The organism is Clostridium sp. SHJSY1, assembly GCF_031626875.1.
Lineage (GTDB): Bacteria > Bacillota > Clostridia > Clostridiales > Clostridiaceae > Clostridium.
The window spans coordinates 26,411-39,584 of record NZ_JANDMF010000052.1; the positions used below are offsets into that span (position 1 = coordinate 26,411).

The following is a 13,174-nucleotide window of genomic DNA, read 5'->3' on the forward strand; positions in this document are numbered from 1 at the left end:
GCATATTATAAAAATGTGTAAGGAAACCATAACATTTTTCATAAGGGGATAATTATGGAGATAGGAAAAGAATTTGATTTACTAAAAGAGAATGTAACAAATATTATAGATGAATTGATAAAAGGGCAAGAGAAATTAAGAGTAAGTAACGAGCGATATAAAATAATTACAGAAGCTACTAATGATATAATTTGGGAAGGAGATTTAATCAACAATAAGAGAATTTTTTATGGTAAACTGAAGGAGATTTTAGGATATGAATCTAAACAGCTAGAAGGCATGGAAACATGGTTTAGTATTGTACATAAAGATGATATTGATTTACTTAAAGAAGGAATTCAAAATCAAATTGTTGAGAAAAAATTACTAAGCACTTATGAATATAGAGTAAGAGCTAAAGATGGTAGTTATAAATGGGTGTTATCTAATACTATATGCGAATTTAATGAATATGGAGAAGCTATTTCTACATTTGGAACATTTTCTGATATAACTAAAGTTAAAGAGAATCAAAAGAAAATATATGATTTAGCATATCATGATTCTATAACTGGACTTCCTAATAGATCAATGCTTAGTGAGGTTACAGTAGAAAAAATAGAAAAGGCAAATAGGGAAAAAAGTAAATTTGCTATGATATTTCTTGATTTAGATAATTTTAAGTTTATTAATGATTCTCATGGGCATATATTAGGAGATAAGGTATTAGTAGAAGTAGGAAAAAGGTTGGGAGAAATACAGAATAATAAAGTTATGACATTCCGATTAGGTGGAGATGATTTTGTTATTCTAATCGAAGAAACTTACAGTAAAACTGTAATTGAAAATTACCTTAAACATATTCATGAAGCTTTAATGGTGCCCATAGTAGTTGATGAAAAAACTTTTTATATTACTTGTAGTGATGGAATTGTTGTTTATCCAGATGATGGGGATAATTTTCATGACTTATTTAAGAATGCTGATACAGCTTTATATAAGTCTAAAGGTTTAGGAAAAGGGACTACCACCTTCTATAATTCAAAAATGGGTGATGATGCAAGTGAAAAAGCTAGAATTCAGACAGATTTACATACTGCTGTAGAAAATGAAGAATTTAAGATATATTACCAACCTATAGTTAGTGTTGACACAGGAAGAATAAAGGGGTGTGAGGCTTTAACTAGGTGGATACATCCTGAACATGGATTAATTCCTCCAGACAAATTTATTGGTATAGCAGAAGAAAATGGAACAATAATAGAAATAGGAAAGTGGATATTTAAAAATGCATGTAAGTATGCTAAAAATATGTATAACAAAGGATATACAGATTTTTATGTTTCTATAAATGTATCTCCAAATCAATTATTACAAAGTGAATTTGTAGATTTTATATTAGGAACTATGAGGAAATTGGAGATTCTACCAGAAATGATAGTAATAGAAATTACTGAATCAGTTTTAATAGAGTATTTGGATTTAGCTGTAGAGAAATTAACTGAGCTTAGAGAAAACAACATAAGAATAGCACTTGATGATTTTGGATGTGGTTATTCATCACTTACATATTTAAAAAGATTACCTATAAATATATTAAAAATAGATAGATCTTTTATTTTGGATATACAATCTGAAGAAGAAGAAAAAAATATGATAAGTATAATTATACTTTTGGCAAAGTTGTTAGATATGAAAGTTGTTGCTGAAGGTGTTGAATTTGAACATCAATTAAGTTATTTAAAAAAACAAGGGTGTGATATGTTTCAAGGATATCTTATCAGTAAACCAGTTCCAAAGGCAGAATTTAGTAGGCTTATGAAGTTGGAGAGGGATTATCATGCTGGTAAATAAGTGTATAAAAATTTAAAAGTAAAAATAAATGAAAAGAGAGAAGTTTAAACAAATTAAATTTCTCTCTTTTTAGTGTGGAAATTCATGGTTTCAATATAATTTTGATACAATTATCTAGTTTCTTATTAAACAACTTATATGCTTCTTTTCCATTGGAAAGTGATATTGGGGTTCGTGTAGCAATGGAAACAAAAACGCCCTTAAGGCTGTAATTATATAGCAATAGCTAATCTATAACCTTATTTATTCTAAAATTACAGATTAGCTATTATTTTTTATTTGTTATATTTAAGGTTCTTCATCAATATTTTTTGTAATTATTAATTGGCGTAATCTTCCTTGTTCTACTTCTTTAGATAAATTAAAAGAGTATTTTCCCATAATATTAATGTGGTCAAATCCTAATGGTGATAGTCTTTCTATATCTTTTTCTTCAATTTCTGTATTTGTATGTTTTATATTATCTATAGATAATTCCATATATCTTGTATTCCAAACAACTATAGCATTAACAACAAGCCCTAAAGCACCTAATTGATCTTCCTGCCCTTCACGATAAGTTTGATGTAGCTCACCTTTTTTGCCATAGTATACGGCTCTGGCTAGGCTATGTCGTGATTCTCCACGATTTAATTGTGTTAATATCCTTCGCCGATATGACTTATCATCTAAATATGAAAGTAAATATTGAGTTTTATAAATACGTCCAAATTCACCTATAGCTTTGCCTAACATTGTAGGTTTCCCATTTCTTTGTAAAGTTTGAATAAGCTGTGTAGGATTTATTTTTCCTAATTTTAGAGAACCAGTTACTCTTAACATATCATCCCAATTTCTATGTATAATATCTATTCTTATCTTATTCTTTGATAGAGTGTTTAAGACACCATAATCCGCTTCAGAATCAATCCTCCAAAACTTTGATTTTCCAATATCAGCAATACGAGGACTAAATTGATAGCCTAAAAGACCAAAAAGTCCAAATACAATGTCACTATAACCTGCTGTATCTGTCATAATTTCACGTGGGTTTAATACAGTTTGTTGTTCAAGAATTCCTTCTAGCAAATAAAGAGAATCTCTAATGGTTCCAGGTATTACTATCCCATAAAAACCTGAAAATTGATCACTTGTAAAGTTATAATATGTAACACCCCGTCCTATTCCCAAATATTTTGGATTAGAACCAGAATTAACAGCCTTATCATGAGTTATAAATCGAAGTCCATCAGCAGATGCAACTTCTCCGCCACCCCATGATTTGGGTAATTTTAAATTCGAATGATATTTAACTAAAGCATTATTAGCTTCTGTTAATGTTTCTGTTCTAAAATAGTTTTGATCAACCCATGTAAGACGATCATATTCAAGGGGTGGTATGCCTGGTTGTACAACAGGTTTGAATCCTATGTTACAAGCATGTGAGATAAGTACAGCACACATACTTATAGCTAGATCATTGACTCTAGAGCCAACTTGACTGATATGAGTAAATGCTTCAAGAAATCCGGTCCATCTATTGACTTCAAGTAAAAGTTCAGGCAAATCAATATGTGGCATACGTGCTTGAGTACGTTTTTTTAACCTTTTAAGAGAAATAGACTCATCAAGTCTATCAAGTGGAGTGATAACCAATCGCTCATAGCCTGCAAATGGTTCAATTCTAACAAAAGGGTTATCATTCCAATTCTTTACTGTCTTTTTATATGCCTTATCAAGTTCTTCAGTTATGGGAGTTAATGATTTTTCAGCCGATGATGACCAATCTAATGTACGCAATACATGAGGTTTTACCGCATCCCATGCTGAATCTTGAAGTAAATGTGCCCTAGGATCCCTATATCGTTCACTTATCTCCACATAAATATCATGATTTTTAAGAGCTTCGAGCATACGTTCAAGCATGCAAAAAGTATAAGCACAATAATATATTTTATTTGTTCCATTTTTTATAATAACATTACGCCATGTAGGAGTAATACCATCTAAAGGAGCATTTATGGCTTTTTTCTTACGTGCTTCATTTTCACGAAGATATTCCCAAGCTGATAAAACATGCTGGCCTGTTGGAGTTGCTTGAAATTTAATAATGCTCAATAACTTTGGCAGAAACTTACGAACAGTTATATAATTTTTAAAAAGTTCATCATAAGCAACCTTTTGATCTGCTGGTTTTGTTAGATTATCTACTGTTCTAATTGCAGACTTTAAATCTTCCTTTGATATTTTAGAAAATATAGAAGTTAGAATCTCATTTGCCTTCATTTAACAACGTAGTACATACTTCTTTTAATTTTCTTGCGGCCTTATCCAGATCCTTTATTGTGCGAATTCTATTTTTTTCTCCTTTATTTAATGATTTATTAAACATATCTGTTATAAAGCGTTCAAATATATCAAGCATATCATCCATGGCTTGAGTTGTATAAATAATTGAAAATGCTACAAGAGTTGCTATGCGACGATCATAAGACATTCTACTAATCGATTGTGCTCTTGACATAGAAGCATATCTTGATAAAACTCTAATTTTACTTATTGGAATTCCTGAAGTATCCCATTCTAAAGCCCCTATTGCCTGAATTTCTTCGAATCTTTTTATTGCTTTTAATATTCCTGTTACTGTAAGTTTTTGGGGTGGATATCTTAATGTATCAAGACCGGTTTTTTTTGTAGTTTTATTCATCTTAAGAAGATTTTCAAGTTGTTCAATCTGATTACAATTTGGTAAACTTGATAGTTTACTCCATAAATGTTGAGATGCTCGCTCTCTAACTTGAGATATAAGTTTAGTAAGAACAGTAACTCCTGGCAGCAAGATTTTTTGTTCTACACATCTAGAAGTCATAAGATCAAAAAGAATACTTGGACGTTCTGATGTAAGCCATGCCCTTGTATATAGCCATCTTATTAACCTTAAATGACTTGGCTGGTTATTAAAATCTTGATATCCATATAGAGTACAGATTTCTCGTTTATGTTTTTGACTATTTTTAATTGAAGTATAGAGTAAAAATGTCTGTGGTTCAATTTTTAACTGTCTTGCTACATATGTAATAACATTACTAGGGACATCAATTGGATTAGTTAAAAATGTGCCTAAAAATCTTACAGTTCCAAGCTGTATTGCAAAACCTAAACGATTATGATCATGTCTATGTTGAAAAATAATTTGACAATCTTGATCATCAAACCAAAAATATTTTGCAAGCTGTTCTGATGATGGTTTACTGGTAAATCTTCCATATTGCAATTCTTGTTCATGTGATAAAAAATCAACGGGCATAAAATCACTTCCTGTCAAAAACAAGTGTTATTATTTAACTTTTCATAATAACACTTGTTTATAGATTTTCCATTTTTTTGATAAGTTTCTTTTTATCAGGATTAGTATATAAAAGTGTTGTATGGATATTTGAATGCCCTGCCTGATTTGCAACTTCATGTGTGAGCATTCCTTTTTCCAAAGCGTTGGTACAGAAAAAATGCCTTAACTGGTGGGGCGTAATTTTATCACTATACTTCTGGAATATTCTATTAACTGTTGTTCTATCTAACTTTTTATTTTTTTTACTTACAAAAAGATACATGGATTCTTTAGCTGAAGATAAATTCTCCCTGTTTTTTAAATATTCCTTTAAAGCATTGATAACCTTACCATTAAGTATAACTGACCTTTGCTTGTCTCCTTTACCGCTTCTAATAATACATTCTTTTCCATTCAGATCAAAATCGTCCATACGAATATTTAAAGCTTCTGATATTCTTATTCCTGTATAGGCAAGCAAGACCATTAGGGCATAATTGCGTGTATTTCTACTTTCAAGTACAGTTTGCAAGAACTGTTTTACTTCAGTTTCTGTTACCTTTGTAGGAGAAGCATATTCCAATTGTATTTTAATTTTGTCACGTGGATCTATAACAATATCATCTTGAATATGCTTTGATACAAGGTATTGATTATATTTTAAAAGACTGCTCAACTTATGATTTATTGTCTTTGCATTGTTACGACGTACATTTTGAAGATAGCTTTTATACTCCAATACATTTTGTCTTAAAAGTATTTTAAAATCCTTTGAAAAAGATTCCTGAAACCATTTAAAATAATCCTTTAAATCAGCTACATATCCCTTTATAGTATTAAAGCTTTTTTCTTCATTTTTAAGGTATTCAATGAATTCATCCAAGACTTTCATCCTTTCCCCATTCGGCAATTTCTTTTTGAGATTCTATTATCAATTCAAGTTCCTCAAGAATGCCCACTTTAGGATGATTATTTTCAAGCTCTTTTAAAAACTCAACAAATTCACCTTCACCTGGTTCTTCTTGAAATTCTTCAACTAAATCTCCAAGTTCTTCACATAACCAATTTAATTCTTCATCTGAACATGTTTCCATAAAAGAACATGTTTCTTGTAAATTATTAGAAAGGCGGCTGCTAATTTCACAAGAATATTCGGACCATCTTTCAATACTCAAACTTTGGGTGGCTTTTCTATGTATATACCATCTTATAAGTTCAGTATCTAATGGTAGCTCTTCATCAAACATATTTTGATCATCCCCATTTCATTTTTTTAATTAAAGTTCATTCATATAAGTTGTGTTGTATAACATAAACTTTATTCATTGATAAATTGTGTTGCGTTAAACAGTGGTATTTTAACATATACATTCACCTAATACAATACAATTGATATTGTGTTGCATAAAATTTTAGCATTATAATAAAATATTTAAATTATTATAATGCTAATCAATACCAATATCTATTTTTATTGTGAACATTAGTATGTATAGGGGTAATGTTTTTCATAAGGGCATTCTCCTTCAGTATTATTTTTGTTTGCACTTTAATATTACTACAGAATGGCCTATTTTCTATATATTTCTATTTTCTGGTTAATCAACACTTATGAAGAAACATTTCAGGAGCTAGCTTTCAGACTCAGAAATAATAACATTATGTGAAGTTATAAGGAATTAAGTGAACATCTTGTGAAATAGCCCATAATTATTAATATATGCAAAACATGGGTTATACTTGTATAAGCAACTAGTTATTGTTAAATAAGATAAATGAAGGGAGGCGAAATAAAAATTTTAGTTGCTTTAATATAAAATCATTAAAATCAAGAGATATAAATAGGAGTGATATTTATGATAAAAGCCAAAAAACTTGTTGCGATTCTTTGTGTAGTTTCAATGACTGTATCTGTTAGTTTTTTAGCTTTTAAAAGCAAAACTGCTTTTGCAAGTGAAAATATAATTTCATCAGATTCTACATCAAGTAATCAATTTGTTAAATCTAAGAACTTTATTGTTATAGATCCTACTACAGGTAATCCAATAGGTTCAGGAAAAATAAGTGCTACTTTTTATTGCAAGAATGGACAAATATCAGTATTTAATGCTTCAACTATACGTACTACTGATATTGAAATTAATAAATGGAATAACTTAACTTTATCTAAAGCTTATTATACATCAGGTTATAGCAACTTAGCTGAGGTTTGTTCTAATCTTAGTTGGACATGTCCTAAAACTGGAGCAGCATGCAGTGGGAAATTATATTTATACTGTACACCTTCTGGTGAAGTAAATTATAAAATAGTAATTTCTTAATTAGCACAAAATATCCTTGAGTAAAATTTAATAAATGTATCAAAGCATAAATATGGATTCATATATCCTGGAATGGGAACTTTGCTTTTTGATGAGTCTTATGAATTTTCGACTGGTTTAAAGTTGAAAATGAATTATCTTTCAAAGGATGATAATAGTTTTGGGATTAATTTTTCCAAGTCTTCTGTCCATGTTGTTTTGCAATACCATAATATTTCAAAAATTAAAAAATGGCTACAAGGAAAAGATACAGTTACTATTGAAAAAATGGGATTTATTAATTAAAAGCCTAGAAAGAACATATTTCTTTGTATGTTTAAATGAAAAGGATTTGTTCCCAGTAGTTGTGCTCAAGAAAAAAAGCCGCATGGAATAAGCTTGAAAGATATTGCGAACCACTTATATGGGGTAATGACAGGGTAACTACCGTGTACTGCAAAGTAATTTAAATTAATTTCCAGTACACTAACCAATTGCGTTAGGTTTTGTGTGTAATTAGGTCTATATATCACATTTCGAAAACGATGGTTTTTGAAATTCAGTAATTTTATGAAAAATAGGCTTTTTAAACCAATTAAGATGGTTCTCAAAACTACCATCAAAAACAAATTAACATTATCTACCGTTTATGATTCTTTAAAATAAGAGAATTTAAGTTAAAATAACCACTATATTACAGTTACTTTGCAGTACACGGTAGCAACCCTGGTACTACCCCTATATAGAAATCATGTATTTATACACTATCTGATAATGCTGGGGAAATAGAGTTATTACGTATAGTTATAAGAAATGATTGTGATTATGATGCAATAAATTTTTTATCCAATAAAATCAAAGATGTATTATAAATAATTAGAAAAGAGGTATTAGTATGATTAAAGAATACAATATTTTAAAAAATAATATGGATTATTCCAAATTGCCTATACATGTTTTATTTGATATGCAAGCAGAAAATAAGCAAGATAATATTGCAGCATGTTTTAATGGCAAATCATTAACATATATGGAACTAAAAAATAAATCAGACTGCTTAGCATTACTGTTACTGAAAAAAGGTCTCAAAAGTGGTGAAGCTGTAGGCTTTTACTTGGAGAGGTCATTGGATATGGTTGTTGCCATTTTTGGTATTCTTAAAGCAGGAGGAATTTGTTTGCCACTGGACGTGGGGAACCCTAAAGATAGAGTTTCTTATATGATTGAAAATAGTAGTGCTAAATTTGTAATATTAAATAAATGCTTAGATTTAGACACACATATTGAGAAAGTGATAATTGATAATTTTCCCGGATTTGTTTGCAATACTAGTAAGTTAAAAAACAATGTTGCAATTGATGATGCTGCTTATATTATTTACACATCAGGTTCTACAGGTAAGCCAAAAGGTGTACTTTTGACTCACAGAGGAATTATTAATCACATAAATGGAGAGCAGGAGTATTTTAATTTAACTAATAAAGATATATTTTGTCATAATTTCAGTGTTAGTTTTGTTGTATCCATATGGCTTTTTATAACGCCATTGCTTATTGGAGCAAAGCTTGTTGTATATGATAAAGATACAATGAATGATCCTTATAGACTGCTAAAAAGAGTTGTTGAAGATAATATTACATTGTTTGAAGTAATTCCATCCTTTATGAATTGCTTTCTTGATAATGTGGATGAAAAAAATGAAGAATTTGACTTTTCAAAACTTAAGGCTGTAATACTAACGGGTGAGAAGATACCTCCTAGTGTAATTAACAAGTTTTATTCCAGATACAAAACACAACTTGTAAATGCTTATGGTCAAAGCGAATGTTCTGATGATACATTACAATATGATATTCCTTTTTCAAAGGAAACTAAATCGGTCCCAATTGGTAAACCATTAAAAAATATTTATACATATATACTTGATGAAAATCAAAAAGAGGTACCTGTAGGCGAAGTCGGTGAACTTTACATTGGTGGTGATTGCGTATCTAAAGGATACATAAATCAACATATGTTAACAAATGAAAAGTTTGTGAAAAACCTTTTTATTCCAAATACTATAATGTACAGAACTGGTGACTTGGCGAAAATGAGGGATGATGGCATAATTGAGTGTTTGGGCAGGATGGATCAACAAGTCAAAATCCGAGGTTATAGGATTGAAATTGGAGAGGTTGAAAATGCTATTTTAAATATAGATTTTATATCTGAAGCAGCAGTTATTGCAAAAGAGTATGATAATGGAAATAAGTACCTTTGTGCATTCTTTTCAGTAAAAAAAGATTTTTCAAAAGAAGAACTTAAAAACTTACTGGCAGCTAAATTGCCTGAATATATGATTCCTGCAAAATTAGTACAACTTGACTTTATTCCTCGAAATCCTAATGGTAAACTTGATAAAAAGATGCTTGCTGAAATGGATGATGGTAACCAACTTAGGAATCCAAATTATATAGAACCCGCTAATGAAGTAGAAAAGGACTTAGCTGGTATTTGGGAAAAAATCTTAGATATTAAATCTGTAGGGGTTGAAGAGGACTTCTTTGATATTGGAGGTAACTCTCTAGCTGTAATGTCAGCAATTACAGCTTCCTATAAATATAATTTCAATTTAACAGCAAAAGACTTTTACCAATTAAGAACAATAAGAAGGTTAGCAAAAAAAGTGCAAGGGGAATTGGATGATAAAGAAAATATCATTGATTTCAGTCAGATTGAGACTATAAAACATAAGCACCAAGAGAATTTCATAGTTTCAAAGGCAAAAATCATTGGTAATAGTGTTTTACTTACAGGAGGTACAGGTTTTTTAGGTGTACATATTTTATATGACCTTTTACAAACCACTGATTATGAAGTTTATTGTATTGTAAGGGCTTCTAATAAAAAAGAGGCAGAGAAAAGGCTATTAGAAACATTGAAGTTTTATTTTAATAAAGATTTTGATGATTTGCTTGATAAGAGAATTTTTGTGTTAGTAGGGGATGTGACTCTAGAAAAGTTTGGATTTGAAGAAACTTTATATAATAATCTTGGGGAAAAAGTTGCTTTGGTAATTAATTCAGCAGCAACGGTGAAACATTATGGCGAATACTCTTTTTTCGAAAAAGCAAATGTAAAAAGTACCGAAGAAGTGTTGAGATTTATAATGAAATTTAACTGTAAGCTTAGCCATATATCTTCAATAGCAGTATCCGAAGGACCAATTGATAGCAATGAAAGTATTGATTTTACTGAAAATGACTTCTATGTTGGACAAGACTATACCTATAATGTTTACTCCCATAGCAAATTTGATGCGGAAAATCTAGTGATTAAAGCAATAAATCAGGGAAATAAAGCTTCTATATTTAGAGTTGGAAATATATGTGGTAGATATTTTGATGGCTATTTTCAGAAAAATATAAGTGAAAATAGTTATTACAATGCACTAAAATCAATTATTGAAATAGGAGTTGTTCCAAAATTTTTGGAAGAGAGAATGTTTGAAATGACTCCTATAGATTTTTGTAGCAGATCTATTATTGAACTGTCATTGTTAACCGATTCAAATAGCAAGGTATTTCACATAATGAATAATAAAAAGAGACTTTTTTCTGAAGTACTGGATTTAATTAGAATGCAAGGTTTCAAAATTGAATCTGTTGAAAATGAATTTTTTCAAAAATTCCTAGAAAAAAATAGTAACAATGAATCTATAAGTGGAATAGTTAGTCATCTGAATTATGAAAAGGAACTGGAAGGAAAAAAACAGGCAAATTTTAAATGTGATATAACAGTGGATTTTCTTAATCAAATAGGACTTGAATTGCCTGAGATAAACGAAGATTATATTTATAATATTATTAAATATATGCGAAAAGTTGGATATATTAAATGAGTAATTGTAAATACATGATTTTTTTATTAAGCTGAAAAAGGATTTATAAGCAAAGCTTATAAAATGGGAGGATTTATACATGGATGATGAAAAAAAGTTTTCAAAGGTTTTATCTAAAAAAGATGTCCTGGCTTTAGCTTTTGGGGCAATGGTTGGGTGGGGATGGGTTATACTTTCCGGCAGCTGGATTGAAACGGCTGGAACCTTAGGTGCAATAATTGCCTTTTTGCTAGGTGGTATTATGGTTTTATTTGTTGGACTTACCTATGCTGAACTTACAGCAGCAATGCCTAAATGCGGTGGTGTACATGTATTTAGCCACAGAGCACTTGGTTTTAATGCCTCTTTTATTTGTACATGGTCCAATATTTTAGGTTATATTTCTGTAGTTGCCTTTGAAGCAGTAGCATTTCCAACCGTATTAGAATATATATTTCCTGCTTATAAACAAATATATCTGTATTCTGTAGCGGGATGTGATGTTTACCTTACCGGGTTAATATCAGGCATTGGAATGTCATTAATTATAACAGTTATCAATTATTTTGGGGGTAAGACAGCGGCTTTTCTGCGAGGCTTATTAACTCTACTAATAGTCATTGTTGGTTTAAGCTTCTTTGCAGGTTCGTTGGTAAATGGCAGTACTGCAAATATTGATTCACTGTTTGTAGGAGGATCAAAGGGCATATTTGCAGTTTTGGTAATGACACCCTTTATGTTTGTTGGCTTCGATGTAATTCCCCAGGCTGCAGAAGAAATTAATTTACCATTTAAATCTATCGGCAGAATTTTAATTCTATCGGTTATTATGGCAGTTTTCTGGTACATAATGATTATTTATGGGGTATCCTTATCACTTAATTCAGCAGGTATTGAAGGGTCAGCTTTAGTTACTGCCGATGCGATGAAAGCAGTATTTTTCAATAGTAGCATAGCATCCAATGTACTTATTATCAGTGGTATTGGAGGTATTTTAGCAAGTTGGAACTCTTTCTTAGTGGGAGGAAGTAGGTGCATGTATTCAATGGCACACTCAGGCATGCTCCCTAAATTTTTGAGTAAGCTTCATCCAAAATATAAAACACCAACGAATACAGTATTATTAATTGGTTTAGTATCTTCTATTGCACCACTGTTCGGAAGACAAATGCTAGTTTGGTTAGTTGACGCAGGCGGATTAACAATTGTTTTTACCTATTTAATGGTTGGAGTGTCCTTCTTGGTATTAAGATATAAAGAACCAGATATGGAAAGACCTTATACTGTAAAGTATGGAAAGCTGGTTGGTATTATTGCAATCCTGTTAACAGGTGCTATGATCTTCTTATACTTGCCAGGGGCTCCTGCCGCTCTCGTGTGGCCGTATGAATGGGTAATCATATTAAGTTGGTTTATACTTGGTACTGTTTTCTTCATATGGTCAAGAATTGCTGTAAAGGAACGCAGAAAAATAAATATTGAAATGAATGAAAGTTTATAAATGGTATTGATGAAGAATCTTAAATACAACAAATAAAAAATACTAGCTAATCTGTAATTTTAGAATAAATAAGGTTATAGATTAGCTATTTCCATATAATTACAGCCTTAAGGGCGTTTTTGTTTCCATTGCTACACAAACCCCATATTCTGTGAGTTATTATATCTACTAGCTCCATATACACCTACTACAGATATTGTCACACCTTTACGGACTGCTTGAAATGTGATTGCTTTCATATAAATCAACCTCATTAATAAATAAGATTTTTGAATAAACATATTATTATCTTATCCTAAATTATTCACCGAATTTATTTTGATAGGATTTATTCAACTATTCCCTTCAAAGATAGATTCGGTTTAGTTTTT

General features: G+C 30.4%; 9 protein-coding genes. 5 read left to right on the plus strand and 4 right to left on the minus strand.

Annotated features, from left to right (window positions below; genetic code table 11):
- Positions 1 to 54 precede the first annotated feature (54 nt).
- Positions 55 to 1,833, plus strand: coding sequence for a bifunctional diguanylate cyclase/phosphodiesterase (locus tag NNC19_RS19280; protein ID WP_310940322.1), 1,779 nt, complete (start codon positions 55 to 57; stop codon positions 1,831 to 1,833).
- A 288-nt stretch (positions 1,834 to 2,121) separates the two neighbouring features.
- On the opposite strand, the gene NNC19_RS19285 is transcribed toward NNC19_RS19280, so the two are convergent.
- Genes NNC19_RS19285 through NNC19_RS19300 form a run of 4 tightly spaced genes read right to left on the minus strand, consistent with a single transcriptional unit; the run spans position 2,122 to position 6,387 of the window.
- Positions 2,122 to 4,098 (minus strand): Tn3 family transposase, encoded by a 1,977-nt coding sequence (locus NNC19_RS19285; RefSeq protein WP_310940323.1) that lies wholly within the window; start codon positions 4,096 to 4,098, stop codon positions 2,122 to 2,124.
- Positions 4,085 to 5,119: a DUF4158 domain-containing protein gene (locus NNC19_RS19290; RefSeq protein ID WP_310940324.1), complete on the minus strand. Its 1,035-nt coding sequence runs from the start codon at positions 5,117 to 5,119 to the stop codon at positions 4,085 to 4,087. The genes NNC19_RS19285 and NNC19_RS19290 overlap by 14 nt, the downstream gene beginning before the upstream one ends.
- Before the next feature lie 58 nt (positions 5,120 to 5,177).
- Complete coding sequence (locus NNC19_RS19295) at positions 5,178 to 6,032, minus strand: tyrosine-type recombinase/integrase (protein ID WP_310940325.1); 855 nt, start codon at positions 6,030 to 6,032, stop codon at positions 5,178 to 5,180.
- Entirely contained in the window at positions 6,016 to 6,387 is a 372-nt protein-coding gene (locus tag NNC19_RS19300; protein ID WP_310940326.1) for a hypothetical protein, read from the minus strand. Before NNC19_RS19300 ends, NNC19_RS19295 begins: the two co-directional genes overlap by 17 nt.
- Before the next feature lie 609 nt (positions 6,388 to 6,996).
- Between NNC19_RS19300 and NNC19_RS19305 the strand changes: the two genes are divergently transcribed.
- From NNC19_RS19305 to NNC19_RS19320, 4 genes are all read left to right on the plus strand, one after another.
- Complete coding sequence (locus NNC19_RS19305) at positions 6,997 to 7,461, plus strand: hypothetical protein (RefSeq protein ID WP_310940327.1); 465 nt, start codon at positions 6,997 to 6,999, stop codon at positions 7,459 to 7,461.
- A gap of 72 nt (positions 7,462 to 7,533) precedes the next feature.
- Positions 7,534 to 7,746 (plus strand): hypothetical protein, encoded by a 213-nt coding sequence (locus tag NNC19_RS19310; RefSeq protein WP_310940328.1) that lies wholly within the window; start codon positions 7,534 to 7,536, stop codon positions 7,744 to 7,746.
- A gap of 589 nt (positions 7,747 to 8,335) precedes the next feature.
- Entirely contained in the window at positions 8,336 to 11,323 is a 2,988-nt protein-coding gene (locus NNC19_RS19315) for a non-ribosomal peptide synthetase (RefSeq protein WP_310940329.1), read from the plus strand.
- A 79-nt stretch (positions 11,324 to 11,402) separates the two neighbouring features.
- Entirely contained in the window at positions 11,403 to 12,803 is a 1,401-nt protein-coding gene (locus NNC19_RS19320; protein WP_310940330.1) for an APC family permease, read from the plus strand.
- Positions 12,804 to 13,174 lie beyond the last annotated feature (371 nt).